Origin of the sequence: Aquabacterium sp., assembly GCF_041909175.1 — a bacterium.
Lineage (GTDB): Bacteria > Pseudomonadota > Gammaproteobacteria > Burkholderiales > Burkholderiaceae_C > Aquabacterium.
Map to the genome: position 1 here is coordinate 410,556 of NZ_JAYRDZ010000002.1, position 15,994 is coordinate 426,549.

Here is a 15,994-nt window from a genome sequence, read left to right on the forward strand (position 1 = left end):
AAGGCCCAGCTCGTATATGATCTGAACGTGTTGCATGATGGCAGTGACAGGGTGGCAACCATCGTGCTATTCAAGCATCGCTGCTGCAGCTTTCTGCCCCATCATCGCCCTTGATCAAAAGCTCCCATCCCTGACATACACATGATCGACAACCTGGCTGAAAACACCGGCAACCTGTCTGGCGTAGCCCGCGTGCTCGTCAATGCAGGAAAGCTTGATGCCACCGCCGCAGGCGAACTGACCCGCGCAGCCAAAGAGCAAAAACGCAGCTTTGTCAGCACGCTCGTAACGCGCGGCGCCATTTCATCGTCTGATCTCGCACACACCTTGTCGACCGCATTAGCCGTTCCCCTGCTGGATCTCTCGGCAATCGATCTTCAACGGCTGCCCAAAGGCGTCATCGACAACAAGCTGGCCAGCCAATACCAGGTGCTGGTACTGTCCAAGCGTGGCAACCGCCTCTTTGTGGCGGGAGCTGACCCGACCGATCAGGAGGCCATCGAGCGCATCAAGTTTGCCACGCAACTCACGCCAGAATGGGTCATCGTCGAATACGACAAGCTGGCCAAGCTGATTGAGGGTCAGGGGGCATCTGCAGAAGAGCAGCTCAACGCTTTGACCTCCGAGGACTTCGAGTTCGATGTCACCGACGATGTCACACAGCCGCAGGAATCCAACGACATTTCAGCGGACGTGGAAGACGCTCCCGTCGTCAAATTCCTGCAAAAGATGCTGATCGACGCCATCAACATGCGTGCGTCCGACTTGCACTTCGAGCCATACGAATTCAATTACCGGGTGCGCTTCCGTATTGACGGTGAGTTGCGCGAAATCACCCAGCCACCCGTGGCCATCAAGGAAAAGCTCGCCTCACGGATCAAGGTCATCTCCCGGCTGGACATCGCCGAAAAGCGCGTGCCGCAAGACGGCCGGATGAAGCTCAAATTCGGCAACAAATCCATCGACTTTCGGGTCAGCACACTGCCCACGCTGTTTGGCGAAAAGATCGTGATCCGTATCCTGGATTCGTCCTCTGCCAAGATGGGGATCGATGCACTGGGCTACGAAAAGGCCGAAAAAGATCGGCTGCTCAACGCCATCAACCGCCCATACGGCATGGTGCTGGTCACCGGCCCGACAGGCTCGGGTAAAACCGTTTCGCTGTACTCCTGCCTGAACATCCTCAATCAGCCTGGCGTCAACATCTCCACGGTTGAAGACCCGGCCGAAATCAACTTGCCCGGCATCAACCAGGTCAACGTGAACGACCGCGCAGGCCTGACCTTCTCTGCTGCGCTGAAAGCCTTCCTCCGCCAGGATCCTGATGTGATCATGGTCGGTGAAATTCGGGACATGGAAACCGGCGATATCGCCATCAAGGCCGCTCAGACCGGCCACATGGTGATGTCCACCCTGCACACCAACGACGCGCCCACCACCCTGACACGTCTGTTGAACATGGGTATCCCCCCGTTCAATATCGCGTCCGCCGTGATCCTTATCACGGCCCAGCGGCTGGCGAGACGCTTGTGTGAAAACTGCAAGGTCCCGGCCGATTACCCTAAGGAAGCCTTGCTGAAAGCCGGTTTCCAGGAATCCGAACTCGATGGCACGTGGAAGCCTTACAAGGCTGTGGGCTGCTCAGCTTGCAACAACGGTTACAAAGGGCGTGTTGGTCTTTACCAAGTCATGCCCATCAGTGAAGAAATACAACGCATCATTCTGCGTCAGGGTACGGCCATGGATATTGCGGAGCAAGCACGACTTGAAGGCGTGCGAGACTTACGGGAGTCTGGCTTGGTCAAGGTCAAGTCCGGCCACACGTCCCTGGAAGAAGTGATTTCCGTCACTAACGAATAATCAGACACGCGCGCAACGCACCTCGGAGTTCCACATGGCCACGGCTGCAGCCAAAAAAACCACTGAAGAGTTCGTCTTTGAATGGGAAGGCAAGGATCGCAACGGCAAGATTGTCCGTGGTGAGGTCCGCGCTGCAGGCGAAGCAGTGGTCAGTGCCACGCTGCGCCGCCAGGGCATCATGGTCCAGAAGGTCAAGAAGCGTCGCACCAGCGGCGGCTCCTCGATCAAAGGCAAAGACATCGCGGTCTTCACACGCCAGTTGGCCACCATGATGAAAGCCGGGGTGCCACTCCTGCAATCATTCGACATCGTGGGCCGCGGCAGCACCAACCCGAGAGTCACGAAACTGCTCAACGACATCCGCACCGACGTGGAAACCGGTACAGCGCTGTCGCAGGCATTCCGCAAACACCCCATGTACTTCGACGCCCTGTACTGCAACCTCGTCGAAGCAGGTGAAGCTGCAGGTATTCTCGAAACATTGCTGGATCGTCTGGCCACCTACCAGGAAAAGACGATTGCCATCAAACAGAAGATCAAGTCGGCCCTGACTTACCCCATCGCCGTGCTGGTGGTCGCGTTCATCGTGGTCGCCGTGATCATGATCTTCGTGATCCCGGCTTTCAAACAGGTCTTCACATCCTTTGGCGCCGAATTACCCGCCCCCACGCTGTTCGTGATGGGCATGTCCGAGATCTTCGTCAAATACTGGTGGGCCATTTTCGGCTCCATTGGCGGCGGCATCTATTTCTTCATGCAGTCGTGGAAACGGTCCGAAAAAATGCAGAAAGCGATGGATCGCTTCCTGCTCAAGATCCCCGTCTTTGGCGACCTGCTGTTCAAATCTGCCGTAGCCCGCTGGACCCGTACGCTGTCCACCATGTTTGCCGCTGGGGTGCCCCTGGTTGAAGCCCTTGACTCCGTTGGTGGGGCAGCCGGCAATGCTGTCTTCTCTGAAGCGACCGAGCAAATCCAGCGCGATGTGTCGACAGGTACGAGTTTGACCACATCCATGCAGAGCGTAAACCTGTTCCCGGTGATGGTGCTTCAGATGGCATCCATCGGTGAAGAGTCGGGTTCGCTGGACCAGATGCTGAGCAAGGCAGCCGACTTCTACGAAGAAGAAGTGGACGAGGCAGTGAAATCCCTGTCGAGCCTGATGGAGCCGTTCATCATCGTGATCCTCGGTACGGTCATTGGCGGTATCGTGGTGTCCATGTACCTGCCTATCTTCAAGCTGGGCCAAGTGGTTTAAGCGCGCAGCTCTCCTTCATGCAATTCGATACCCTGCTGGCGATGCTCGCCACCCCCTGGTGCATGGGCCTGATTGGCCTGTGCATCGGCAGCTTCCTCAATGTCGTCATTCACCGGCTGCCCAAGATGCTTGAGCGCCAGTGGCGTGTGGACAGTTCCGCCTTGCTCGAGATCCCCGTCAAGGAAGAGCCCGAACTCAACCTCGTCAAGCCCGCCTCGCGTTGCCCGTCATGCGGCCACCTGATCCGCTGGTATGAAAACATCCCTCTGCTGAGCTGGCTGTTCCTGCGGGGCAAGTGTTCTGCTTGCAAGACACCCATTTCGATACGCTACCCGCTGGTCGAGTTGGCAACCGCCCTGCTGTTTGCCGCCACCAGCTGGCGTTTCAATGGGCAACCCGTGACGCTGGTCTGGGCGGTTTTCGTGTCCATCCTGGTCGCCGCATCGATGATCGACTGGGACACCACCCTGCTGCCGGACGACCTGACGTTTCCGCTGTTGTGGGCTGGTTTGCTGGCAGCCTTGTTCGGCTGGACTATTCCGCTCAACGAGGCCGTGACTGGGGCCATGGTGGGCTACCTGTCTCTCTGGGCGGTGTACTGGCTGTTCAAGCTCACCACAGGCAAAGAAGGCATGGGCTACGGCGACTTCAAGTTGCTGGCAGCGCTTGGCGCCTGGCTTGGCTGGCAAATGGTGCTGCCCGTCGTGCTCGGTTCATCCATCATCGGTGCCGTTGTCGGCATCATCATGAAGGTGTCGTCGCAACTTCGTGAAGGCCGCTACGTGCCCTATGGGCCTTTCCTCGCTGGCGCAGGCCTGGGCATCATGCTGGCTGGCCCGCAAAAAGTGCTGGAGTGGTTGGGATGGGCCTGAAAATCGGCTTGACCGGTGGCATTGGCAGCGGCAAAAGCACCGTTGCCCACATATTGGTCGAGCTGGGCGCCCACCTGGTCGATACCGACGCGATCTCTCGCAGCCTGACGGCAAAGGGTGGCGCAGCCATTGAGGCCATACGGCAACAGTTTGGCCCCGACTTCATTGACGCGACTGGCGCACTTGACCGTGACCGCATGCGCCAGGCTGCATTCAGCGATCACCACATCCTGCAACGCCTGGCCGGCATACTGCACCCCCTCATCGGGCAAATTGCTGCCCAGCAAACCCTGCAGGCCAGACCTGGCCAGATCGTCGTTCTGGATATCCCTCTCCTCACGGAATCAGGCGACCGCTGGAAACAGCAGGTCGACGAGGTGGTGGTGGTCGATTGCCAGCCGGAGACTCAGATTCACCGCGTGATGGCCCGCTCTCACTGGAGCAGAGAAGCCGTAGAAAAGGTCATTGCACAGCAGGCCTCACGCTCCGCCAGGCTTGCCATTGCCGATCATGTGATCCTGAACGAGGATCTTGATCTCGATGAATTGCGACAGGAAGTTAATAAGCTCTGGCGCCTGTGGAACAATGCAGCATGACTGCTGATTCACTTGCTCAGGTGGCGCGTTGATCCTTTACGAATACCCCTTCAACGAGAGTATCCGGACCCTGCTGCGGCTGGAACACCTGTTCAACCGCCTTGGTCAGCTGATGTGGCGCGAAACCCCGGTGGACCACCACTTTGCGCTGGCCACGATCTTCGAGATCATGGACGTCGCCTCGCGCGCCGACCTCAAAAGTGATTTGCTGAAAGACCTGGAGCGCTACCGCTCGCAGTTCATTGCCTGGAAAGGCAACCCTGCCATTCAGGAAGCCATTCTCGACCAGGTGCTGCAACGCATCGATACGGCGTATTCCAATTTGCAGCAGCTGCCCGGCAAGGCGGGACAAGTGCTGGCATCGAACGATTGGCTGATGGCCATTCGCAGTCGCATCAGCATCCCCGGGGGCACCTGTGAGTTCGATCTGCCGTCCTACTACGCCTGGCAAAACGAACCAGCCACCAAGCGTCAGAATGATCTGATGCAGTGGACCCAGACGCTCACCCCGCTGGCTGATGCCTTGCGCCTGATGCTGGGTCTTTTGCGCGATACGGGCACACCGCACATGGTGGCAGCCCCCTCTGGCCTGTACCAGCAAAGCCTGAAGGAAAACAAGCCCTACCAACTGCTGCGCCTGCGCATTGCCAGAGAGTATGGGCTGGTGCCTGAAATCAGTGGTAACCGATTGATGGTTGCCATTCGACTCATGAAACAGGACACTGAGGGCAAGTTGAAGTTGGCAGCAGATGCCGATGCGGGTTTCGAGTTGACCTTGTGCGCATGACGCGCACACCGTGACAGCGTTTCATGACAGACCAGACCACGCCTGACAACACGCAGGCCACCAAGCCGTTGATGGTGCGCTGCCCATCCTGCGGCGACACCGTGCCGTACCGCCTGGACAACCCATATCGACCGTTTTGCAGCAAAGGTTGCAAAGCCATCGACCTGGGCGCATGGGCCAGTGAGGAGTACCGGGTAGAGGCCAAGCCCAACCCGGAAGATTTGATCGGTTGAAAAGCGACGAAGGTGTACACCTCCGTTTAGTTGAGCAAGCGTTTACCATGCTTTACAATCCAAGTTAATCCCGCATTTATAGGGGTAGTGCTGTACCTTTTTCACAGGAGGTCCAAGTGGGACACCCAGGGCTGTTGGTTTTACTGGCAGTACTCATCGCTTCTTTCACCACCTGCATTGGCCTTGTGCTGACGCAACGCTGGCACGGCAAGCTCTCTTTAGACCACGACCTCTGTGGCGTACAAAAGATACATAAGCAGCCCGTGCCACGCATAGGTGGTGTGGCTTTGCTCCTGGCCATCATGGTTGGCATTGCCGGTGCCTACTATTTCGACGAACCCCACGCAGTTCGCATCCTGACTTTGCTCGGATGCGCGATGCCAGCCTTTATCGCAGGGCTTGCTGAAGACATCACCAAGCGGGTAGGCGTCAGACCCCGCCTCTACGCCTCGTTTGCATCTGCGGCATTGGCCGCATGGTGTCTGGACGCTTCACTGACAGACATCGATACCCCGGGCATCAACCTCCTGATTGCCTATGGCCCGGTGTCCGTGGCATTCACCTGCTTTGCGGTGGGCGGCCTGACCAATGCGGTCAACATCATCGATGGCATCAATGGCTTGGCGGCAGGCAGCGTGATGCTGATGCTCGCTGGCTTGGGCGCCCTGGCCTGGTTTCACACCGACATGCTAGTCCTGATGCTTTGCAGCATCGGCTTCGTCGCCTTGGCCGGGTTTCTGCTGGTCAACTACCCAGGCGGGAAGATTTTCCTGGGGGATGGGGGCGCATACCTTGCTGGCTTTTGGCTGGCTGAGTGTGCCGTGCTGCTGCTGGTCCGCCGCCCGGCCGTGTCAACCTGGGCTGTGCTGCTGACCTGCTGCTATCCCGTTGTAGAAACCTTGTTCTCGGTGTACCGGCGCCACGTGATTGCCGGCACAGACAGCAGCCAACCAGATCAAGTTCACTTGCACCATGTACTGATGAACAGACTGCGCATGGCCATGCCCTCTGGTTCACCGAGACCAACTTGGAGAAGCCATGCCGGAGCGAGCTTGATCATTTGGATCTTGGTTCTCTTGTGTCAAGGCCTTGCAGTTATCGGCCATGAGTCGTCATCAAGTATCGCTATTGGGTTGCTTTGGTTTTTAGTAACTTATTTATGGCTTTATACAACAAGCACACCTCCAGGTACAAACAGACGAACCAAATTTGACGAGACCAGCCACAAATCGTCAATCATTCGTTAGCTATCACAACACGAACACAACAACACAAAGCTACCCAACGAAGACAGCGCACATGTAATTAAATGGCAGCAAAGAAGGTTTTATTTGTCACACCGACTGTAATAGCCCAACATACCAGCGGCGGCATGCAGGTAACGCAAGAGCGCCTGGACGCATTGGCAAAAATATCCGACGTCACTGTGCTAGCCCTAGAGGTGGATGATCAAGCCCGAAAAGCCTATCCCAGCATCGACTGGATAACTGCAGGAAATCTTCGAGCAAGATCCACACAAAATCTATTTCTTTCCTACACAGCGGGGCTGCCACTGAGCGTCTGGAGGAATTCCCACAAAGAATTTGTAAGTGCTGCAAAAAAACTAAGCGAAGAGCACTATGACCTGGCCTACGTGGACCACTGGCTCGTTGCAGAGGCGGGACTGAATTGCCATGCCGACAGGCGAGTTCTACACCTCCACAATGCTGAACCAGAAATATTCTTTAGAGCGGCCCTCCATGCTCGTCAACCTACCCGCACGGTGCTTGAGCTGGAGGGGCATCGCTGTGTGAGATATTTATCCCGGATTACACCAAAATTCGATGAGTTGCACCTCCTATCTGGCGACGATCTTTCCAATCTTGCGACTAGAGGCATCAGCAACGAGCATACATCCATATTCTATCCAGCAGCCCCCAAGCCACCATCAGCAATCGCGGCATTCGCCACACGAAACGATTCCATACTGTTTGTCGGAACACTGAGCTGGCACGCGAACCACGAAGGACTTCGCTGGTATGCAGAGCATATTCACCCACACCTACCGGCCGACATAGATATGGATGTCATTGGCGGTGGCGCACCACAATCTCTATCGTCGATGTTGATTGAGCATCGAAATATCATTGCGCATGGATATGTCGACGACATTGAGCCTTTCTACGCGTCAGCAAAATGTCTTGTAGCGCCACTGCTATCTGGGTCAGGAATCAAGATCAAGATTCTTCACGCCTTGACAAGAGGGCTGCCTGTCGTTACGACGACAACGGGCATCGAGGGATTTCCAGCTGGGTATGGGTCGGCCGTGCAGGTATCAGACAAACCAGAAGAAATGGCCTCATTTATTCAGCGGCTGACGATCGATAGAACAGCGTGGGAGCAAGCAAGTTCTGCCGCGCTAGACTATGCTCACAAGCATTTCTCAGGCGCCGATTGGCACAACTGGACGACACATATTTTGTCGGACAAAGTCAATCAGTGCCTGCCATCCCATTCATGAGCAAGAGCCGCCAAGCAGACACCCACGTCGCCGGGGTGCGCGTAGATCTCACACCTAAGCCCCAGTTAATCAAGCAGTTGGCCAGTTTATTCGATGCATCTGCAGACATGGACCAGCTTACGGCCGTTCATACGCTGAACCCGGAAATCTGCATGGCTGCGCTGTCTGAGCCCTGCTTCCGTGACGTGCTCAACGCAGGACAGTTCAATGTCGTCGATGGCGTTGGCCTGCAAGCTGTACTGAAACTACGTACGCACCACCAGGTCGATAGAACCTGTGGATCGGACCTCGTCTATGACCTTGCTCAGATGTGTCACGCAGCTGGGAGAGCATTGATGATCATAGGTGGAACTCCCAACCGCATAGAAAAAGCCTGTGCACGATTGGTCGATTTACTCCCTAACCTTCAAGTTATTGGGAACTCTCCACCTTACACACCTCATTTGCCGCTCATCAATCAAACCGAAATTGAAAGCCTGATCACAAAGCACAAACCGGCTGTGATTGCAGTTTGCCTTGGGGCGCCGAAACAGGAGTTCTGGATAAATGAAAACAGAACATTTCTTTATGCAAATCAAGTCAAAATTGCAGCGGGCTTAGGTGGAACAGTAGATTTTCTGAGTGGAGATGTACCACGTGCGCCCAAGATGTTACGTCAAATTGGTCTGGAGTGGCTATATCGTCTGTATATCGAGCCACAACGCTGGAGGCGCCAGATACGCACATTACCAAAATTTGCAGCACTGGCACTGACTAGCAAGAGTTTCGTACAAAATGGCTGACCTTACTCCAGGCGTGCTGATTTATGCGCACTATGTCCCACCGCATCCATCTGCCAGCGCCACGCGAATGAGATCTCTGGCTCGGTACCTCACCCAGAGCGGGCATGCAGTCAATCTATTGACCAGCCAAGCAGGACCGACTCACGTCGACGGCATCAACATAATTAGGTGCAAGAATAGATTGGGTTTACTCATTACCATCCTCAAGCATCGAAAATGGTCCATATTGGTCAGCTCGCCACCAGGCACACCTGCAGCAGAAGTTGCTTTGATGGCCAGACTATTCGGCATGCGGGTTATTGTAGATATCCGCGACCCCTACGTCAGCGAGGCGCTTGCAAATGGGGAAATTGCGCCCGGACTCAAAACCAACATCAAGAGGTGGCTAGAGAGCTGCTTACTGAAGGTGGCAAATGGCCTGTCTTATGTTTCAGAGCCTCTTCGGCTCACCATGAACAAGCACTTCAGCACGCCAATGGCACCATATGTCATTGCACCCAATGGCATTGATCTTGATATTTTTCATTTGAACCCGGCTACTCGACGCCATACCAGGCTGGAGCTTGGTGCAGGGGACGAGCCGGTTTTTGTCTACGCAGGAATATTAGGCGGCAAGTCTCTTGACAAGGCTATTCAGTCACTCGCGCAGCCGTTGAGAGATGGTGCCAAATTACTCATCATCGGTGTGCTGGACGAACACTCCAAGCCCATCAAGGAAGAGTTGGAAGTCATCAGCAGTCGACTTGGAATTTATTCAAACATCATCTGGCGCTTTAATGAGCCGCTCGATCAGGTTGCCAGACTATTAAATGCCTGCGACATCGGTATAAACCCACTGCCAGACACGCGGCTATATTGCCTTCCAGTGAAGACATTTGAGTACCTGGCATGCGGACTGCTACCCCTTTGCATCACCGGATCCAATAGTGCACTGAGTGCACTATTTCCAAGCGATTCGACTGGAGTTGTATGTTATGACTGGGCTGAATTTGCCAGACAAGCAGACAAACTGGCATCCAACATTGCAATAGTTCGCAGTCAATCACTGTTCCGAGCGGATTTTGCCAAGCGATTTGATCGCAATATTGCCAACCGCGCATTGAGTGCCCTGCTATTAGAACGGTCTACTCCATGACGAATGCAACTCGCGCACGGATTCTCATCCTTTCCCCTCAAAAGCCAGGCGAAGGATTTGGAGGGGCCGAGCAACATCTTGCAACGTTAGCCCAGATACTTGATCCACTTTGTGCGGGAATCGAGTTCATCTCCATTGGTGATGCACCGCCCCCCTCTTGGGTGGAGCGTGCGCTCCTGGGAGTCATACCTCTGCTGCGCTCCCCTCTGGCAGTGAAGCGATTGCTGCGCCACCGTGCACTGCCGCCATATGATGTGATTTTCAGCGTCGAGTTGATGGGCGTCGGCTTGCCCCGGCGAAGACATCTCCACCTGTTCTTTGGCAGCTATTCAGGCTTTCATGCTCTGGCGCTGAGTCCCCCCCGGGGGCTCAAAAGACTTTTGCGCCGGGCAAACGGAGTGCTAGCGAACACACTGGAGAGACATACGGCCAGACCAAGTGGAGCTGTTGCCAACTCGATTGGCCTCCAAGAGTGCCTGCGACAACATGGAATCCCAGTGCGCGATGAGGTGATTCCACCGCCAACCGATACGGAAAAGTTTCAACCTGGCGATAAGACCCTGGCCAGACAAATGTTGGGGCTTCCATTAGACAAGAAGCTTTTACTTTTTGCAGGGCGCTGGGAGTACGCCAAGGGCGCCGACAGAATTGAAGCGCTCGCAAACACACTCGCCCCCAACTGGCATATCTTGATTGCAGCCCCTGGCAATGCCAGTTGGCCATGGCCAAATTCACCCGCTGTCACTGTATTAAAAGATATCCCCAATGACCAGATGGTCACCGTGTACCAATCGGCTGATGTAACCCTCCAACCATCACGTTTTGAAGGGTACAGCCTGGTTGCGAGCGAAGCCCAATCTTGCGGCTGTCCGGTCATAACGAGCGATGTTGGTCAAGCAAAGCACTTTCTACTATCCTCTGACCCACACATCAAAGAGTCTGTCATCGCACAACCGGACAGTCCAGCAGAATGGGCGCAACGAATCGATGCGCTATTGGTAGAACTCCCCCAGGCCAGTGTCGCAAGTAGAAGTTACGCCCTGGAGCATGTGTCACCTGCTGTCATACAGCACCAGTGGATGCAACTTCTCACCCGTCTTTACCCAGAATTCGAATGGCACCCACGCTAACCATCCTCGCACCTACACACAACAGACCCGATGTTTTGGAGAAGGTCTGGCCGACTTGGCTTGAACAAGAGGGTTTGGCTGAAATCGTAGTGGTAGATGACGGAAGCACCGAGCCCTACAGCGCCGTTTTCAATCAACTCTCCGATGCGTGCAAGGCCAATCGGATAGTGCTCAGAGTTATACGCAACGACACACGCTTAGGAGCGCCCGCGGCAAAGAACCGCGGCTTGCTCCATTGCACATCTGATGAAGTGCTCACGACAGATGACGACATCCTGCTGCCGCCGGACATGGTCCGCCTATGCCGCGCGGGCAAGCCAATCGACGACCGCCCGACCATCGTGGGTCCGAGGGTGATCTATCTACTTGACGACGAGCAACCAGATGCCGCCATTGCAAGGGCGAACGCCGAAAAGCGGGCTTTCTTCAACTACAAAGACCTCACCCTGACACCATGGTCAAACCCGGGAAAAGTGCGTGAATACCCCTTTGTCACGGCCGTAGCACTCTGGCCCAGATCACTTTTTGAGCGCGGACTCACGTTCCACGAAGGCTACGGCGGCAACGGCTACAGAGAGGAGACGGACCCACAGCTAGCAGCCCGGGCTAGTCATGCGGCCGCAGTATTTCTTGTTCCTGACGCCGTATGCTTCCATCTGCCATTGTCAATTGCTTATGCAAAAAAGGGTGGACAACGACGGGGAAGTCGTCTGTGGTTCGAGTATTGGGTACACCGCAACAACGCCACGTTCCTGAACCGGCACAGAGAAATACTTCATTCATTCGGCATTTCCGTATTTGGCAGCTGGGTTCATTTGATACAAAACAGAATAGGCCCGAGGAAGATTGCAAGCCACATCATGAAGAAGATTGATGAAAAAAATGCCAAACATCACTGAAATATATTTGGCCATCTTTCTTCTTGGGTATTATCTATCCTACCCTACCAAGGTATTGCTAGCCAGCACACAGGCATCTACGCTCACAGCCTTCACAGCACTAGGCTGGGCCATGCTTTGCTACCATGGAGCGAAAGCATCCATATCCAAATCAGACTTCACCATGAAGTCAAGCCACTTATTTATCACTTTTGTTCTATTTGCCGCGGCCATCAACATCAATATTGCATCGGCATACCATCCAGCAGCCCCCACGCTGGCTGCAAATGCAGGCAGGTATATTATATTTTTCTGCGCATGTGCACCACTCATGCTGACAACACACAAAGAAGTCGACCCAAAATCACGATTGATCAAATCATCAATCATCGCCGGATCGATTACTTACGCTATTGCAGCCGCACTGAATTCAAGCTACCGCCTACCAAGTGACTTATCTGAACCCATCAACGAAAAATATATTGTTGGTCCGCTATTACGCGCCGGCGCCGGTTATCTTGATCCCAACTTCCTGGCAATTAACCTGATCATCCTCCTCGTTATTTCATATCACTTTAGTTTTGGAAAGATTGCCAGATATTTGATCACCACGACCTGCATGCTTGGCATCTTTCTCACTTTCTCCAGAGCGGCCTGGCTAGTTACTGCTGCAATATGGATCGCACTGACATGGAGAACGCAAAAGACATCGTTCTGGCTCATTGCAATAGGCTCATTTGCAGCAATTTCTTCTCAATTCAGTGACGAAATCACATCGGAAAACGGGTTGTTCAGAAGATTTTTTGACGAAGAAGGTTCATCATCGACAGCCGATCGTTTTCACCAGTACTCCGGCGCCTTGTCGGAAATTTTCAATGCCTCGACTGAAAAATTGTTTTTCGGCATGGGTGGACCTGACTCATTTTTCCAGAGTTATGGCTCTCATCTACACAATTTCTATCTAGGTTCATTCATTGACGGCGGCGTTCTTTCGACTTGCCTTCCCATTGTTGCGCTATTAAGCACGTTCTACATCTCAGATCGCACTTCCAGATGGCTATTGGCATCTTGGTTTTCCATGAGCCTCTTCCTTCCGGATGTCCCCGACACCCTGTTCCTCGCTGTTTCACTTGCATTGACACTAAACAATAGCGCCGCCCCAAAGGTCCAATCGCTCACAACGCTGAAGCCAACGCCGCCCATTGACAGCATGGATATTTAACACGTCAACATATTGAAACAACCCCTCCTGCACTACGCAATCCAAAAGCAATCCGCATCTGTATAACTGAACTTTAAATTAATTTAATACGTATATTTATGATTGCATGCAAACATATTTCGTTGCGAATTCAATTTCAAGTTGATGCGAATGGTCAACGGGATACCATCGACATTACCCAGGTGACTGTTCAGGGTGAGATGTTGCAATGACGCGCACAGAATGGAGCGGCTTCTACGGGCCATCCTATAGACTACTACTGGCCGAAGATTACCCACATCAGGTTGATGACGATCTGTGGAACGCAATATGTGAACCACACAACCAAAACCCATCCCGAGAAGGACATTGGGAGTTTCTGGCAATCGGCTACCTCCACTTGATAGATCGTGGAAGTTATCTTTCAACAATACACCAGACCAGACTTTCAGCAATCGCAACTCGATTCAATCCAAGACCGCGGACAGTCAACTGGCGGCTCATGGCTAAGATCATTGATGTGCGCTTATCTGGGCGCCATCTAAATATGGATGACTTGAAGGCCATCCGACTGTATCCAGAGCAATCTGGTTTTTTACCTGACGAACCAAAAGACAACAGTTCACAGTATCACGCCTACATGCTCCTGTTGATCATGCGGTTTGCTGACCGTAGCGACCTGCTGCTGCGAAGATTGGTATTGAAAGCCATAAACTGGATGGAGGAAATCTGGCGCCAATATGGTGATCCATCTCCATTGGGCCGGGGAAGATTTCAACTGTTTGGCTATGCATCCATGGTCACTTGTGGACACATGGCCAAGGATTGGGGCGTCAACGTAGATCCGTTATGGGTGAATGCTGCCCGTGTTCGTGCGCGGCCAGAAACCCCCACGGGGGCCATGTCTGCAACTTGGGCTGGCCCATTCCGTCACTGTCTACTGCACGGCTACAACACCACCGATGACTATGCGGCTTTTGCGGAACTCTGGTTACGTGGAATTCCAGCTCCAGATTCAGTTGAATCTATGACTGGCCATGTGGTCCCACGTTCAACGCAGCTCTGGTGGCATCCTGTGGACCACGACGGATCCGGTCTAGTGGCAACCAATTCTGGGCCCATCATCGCCTTGCTCAAGAATCATCAGAGGCCACCAGCACAGCGACCCGGCGTCATCAGCTTCTTCAAGCAACTCTTGATCTCGCCTTTCCAGCAGAAAAAGCTTACCCTGACCCCACAACTCATCCACCACGACAAACCTTTTGCTGTGGACGGCTTTGTTATTTCACAACAAACTGACAAGTTGGTCATTCAGAACAACGAGAGTACCTTGAATCAACATTTGGTACTTGAGTCGACCACAGTTTGGGGGAAAAATGCCGCTGACAAGTTCAGCTTCAGCGGTAGCTGCGAAGTTGAAGAACTGACATGGGCCCGTCAATCTTCGGCTGCTTGGTATGGGGTGTGTTTCCGAATGGCACGCCACGCTAATGCCGCACTGGAGTGGACAGTTTGACCTTTATCCGCGTTCGATCAGAGGCTGTATGGCGCTATGTGGACGCCTATTTTCCACGCATTTTCGGCCTTGTGTTTCACACCTACCTTATCAGTAGGTATGGTAGCTCTGGGTATGGCTTACCGGGCTGGGTTCTCGGTACGCTAGGAATTTGCATTTCACTCATTCCTGACCCGCATGCCTACATCTTGGTCAGGGCCCAAGGCCAGCGAGCCAAAAGGCTGCTTAGCCTGACAACGCCTGCATTGCTGGTCAAGATATTAATTTCTGTATTGATATCACTTGGAGCGCTTTACGCTCTTCCGACCAAAAATCTGCTCACACCCCATCAAGATGGATGGATTGGCGTATTTGCTGGGACTGCGCTTTATGGGTCTACAGAGTTCTTGTGGGCAACACTTGGCACGACTTCATTGGCTTGCAATAACACACGGATCATTGCGTCAGCTGGAATTTTTGCAAGATGCTTATCCCTGACCATTCTCGCTATTTTGTGGGCCACAAAAATAAGCACCATGGCACTCGACTTTTTCGCTGTCACGATGCCTGTACTAATATCGGCACTCATACTATTACCCATTAGCACAAATGCCAATAGAATTCTGGAATTCTATTGTTTCAGCACCCGCACATACTCCATATGGAGCCAAGCGATTGCATTAAGCACAAATCTACTATTCCAATTCCCACTACTTATTGTAGGCAGCACACCAGGGTTTACACCCAACACAACCGGCCACATTGCTTTCATTTCCAGAATACTACTTGCCGCGCTACAGCCATTCCAAATACTTCAATCAATTTCCATCCGGAACCTGGCATCACACCAACACCCAGAAAGCCACAGGCGACATAAAAATATAATATTAACCTTCAAAATTGGCGCAACCTGCACACTGATTGCCGGCACATGCCTGTTGCTGCAACTCAATTATGCAAACAAAATTGGACGCGACTCATTGATGATATCTGGCGCAATGTTGATTGGCGTATCCGCATCCATTTGGTACCGACATGAACAAGCACATTTATTAGCAAGACCAGCATCGATCCCATACCTAGTTACCCTAGGGTATATACCAGCAGCATTTATCAGCTTTGTGGCGGCCACCTTTAGCGCAAATCTCGCCAACACTAATTTGTTCGCCCTATCTATAATATTCGGGTGGATTGCCGTTTCATGTAGCTGGAAATGGGTTTCTCTGTTATTACCCACACCCAAAACCAGTCGTTGAGCTGCCCATTTAGG

Annotated in this window: 15 protein-coding genes; all 15 read left to right on the forward strand. The window is 53.3% G+C overall.

Annotated features, from left to right (window positions below):
* The first annotated feature begins 141 nt into the window (after positions 1-141).
* Positions 142-1,860, forward strand: a complete 1,719-nt coding sequence (pilB, locus tag ACE3PH_RS04440) for a type IV-A pilus assembly ATPase PilB (RefSeq protein ID WP_374316783.1) — start codon at positions 142-144, stop codon at positions 1,858-1,860.
* A gap of 34 nt (positions 1,861-1,894) precedes the next feature.
* Positions 1,895-3,115 (forward strand): type II secretion system F family protein, encoded by a 1,221-nt coding sequence (locus ACE3PH_RS04445; protein ID WP_374316784.1) that lies wholly within the window; start codon positions 1,895-1,897, stop codon positions 3,113-3,115.
* 17 nt (positions 3,116-3,132) lie between these two features.
* Positions 3,133-3,987, forward strand: coding sequence for an A24 family peptidase (locus ACE3PH_RS04450; RefSeq protein WP_374316785.1), 855 nt, complete (start codon positions 3,133-3,135; stop codon positions 3,985-3,987).
* The gene (gene coaE, locus ACE3PH_RS04455; RefSeq protein WP_374316786.1) at positions 3,978-4,583 is read left to right on the forward strand and encodes a dephospho-CoA kinase; all 606 of its coding nucleotides are present in this window, start codon (positions 3,978-3,980) and stop codon (positions 4,581-4,583) included. The genes ACE3PH_RS04450 and coaE overlap by 10 nt, the downstream gene beginning before the upstream one ends.
* A gap of 28 nt (positions 4,584-4,611) precedes the next feature.
* Positions 4,612-5,370 (forward strand): cell division protein ZapD, encoded by a 759-nt coding sequence (gene zapD / locus ACE3PH_RS04460; protein WP_374316787.1) that lies wholly within the window; start codon positions 4,612-4,614, stop codon positions 5,368-5,370.
* 23 nt (positions 5,371-5,393) lie between these two features.
* Positions 5,394-5,603, forward strand: a complete 210-nt coding sequence (locus tag ACE3PH_RS04465; protein WP_374316788.1) for a DNA gyrase inhibitor YacG — start codon at positions 5,394-5,396, stop codon at positions 5,601-5,603.
* 116 nt (positions 5,604-5,719) lie between these two features.
* On the forward strand, positions 5,720-6,850 hold the full coding sequence (locus ACE3PH_RS04470; protein WP_374316789.1) for a glycosyltransferase: 1,131 nt from the start codon (positions 5,720-5,722) through the stop codon (positions 6,848-6,850).
* 62 nt (positions 6,851-6,912) lie between these two features.
* Positions 6,913-8,103, forward strand: a complete 1,191-nt coding sequence (locus ACE3PH_RS04475; RefSeq protein WP_374316790.1) for a glycosyltransferase — start codon at positions 6,913-6,915, stop codon at positions 8,101-8,103.
* Complete coding sequence (locus tag ACE3PH_RS04480) at positions 8,100-8,885, forward strand: WecB/TagA/CpsF family glycosyltransferase (protein WP_374316791.1); 786 nt, start codon at positions 8,100-8,102, stop codon at positions 8,883-8,885. Before ACE3PH_RS04475 ends, ACE3PH_RS04480 begins: the two co-directional genes overlap by 4 nt.
* Positions 8,878-10,020: a glycosyltransferase gene (locus ACE3PH_RS04485; protein WP_374316792.1), complete on the forward strand. Its 1,143-nt coding sequence runs from the start codon at positions 8,878-8,880 to the stop codon at positions 10,018-10,020. The genes ACE3PH_RS04480 and ACE3PH_RS04485 overlap by 8 nt, the downstream gene beginning before the upstream one ends.
* Positions 10,017-11,150 (forward strand): glycosyltransferase family 4 protein, encoded by a 1,134-nt coding sequence (locus ACE3PH_RS04490; protein ID WP_374316793.1) that lies wholly within the window; start codon positions 10,017-10,019, stop codon positions 11,148-11,150. The genes ACE3PH_RS04485 and ACE3PH_RS04490 overlap by 4 nt, the downstream gene beginning before the upstream one ends.
* Positions 11,135-12,049: a glycosyltransferase family 2 protein gene (locus ACE3PH_RS04495; protein ID WP_374316794.1), complete on the forward strand. Its 915-nt coding sequence runs from the start codon at positions 11,135-11,137 to the stop codon at positions 12,047-12,049. Before ACE3PH_RS04490 ends, ACE3PH_RS04495 begins: the two co-directional genes overlap by 16 nt.
* Positions 12,024-13,250 (forward strand): hypothetical protein, encoded by a 1,227-nt coding sequence (locus tag ACE3PH_RS04500; protein ID WP_374316795.1) that lies wholly within the window; start codon positions 12,024-12,026, stop codon positions 13,248-13,250. Before ACE3PH_RS04495 ends, ACE3PH_RS04500 begins: the two co-directional genes overlap by 26 nt.
* A 481-nt stretch (positions 13,251-13,731) precedes the next feature.
* A complete protein-coding gene (locus ACE3PH_RS04505) occupies positions 13,732-14,745 on the forward strand; it encodes a hypothetical protein (protein ID WP_374316796.1) in 1,014 nt (337 codons plus the stop codon).
* On the forward strand, positions 14,742-15,980 hold the full coding sequence (locus tag ACE3PH_RS04510) for a hypothetical protein (protein WP_374316797.1): 1,239 nt from the start codon (positions 14,742-14,744) through the stop codon (positions 15,978-15,980). The genes ACE3PH_RS04505 and ACE3PH_RS04510 overlap by 4 nt, the downstream gene beginning before the upstream one ends.
* Positions 15,981-15,994: the final 14 nt, after the last annotated feature.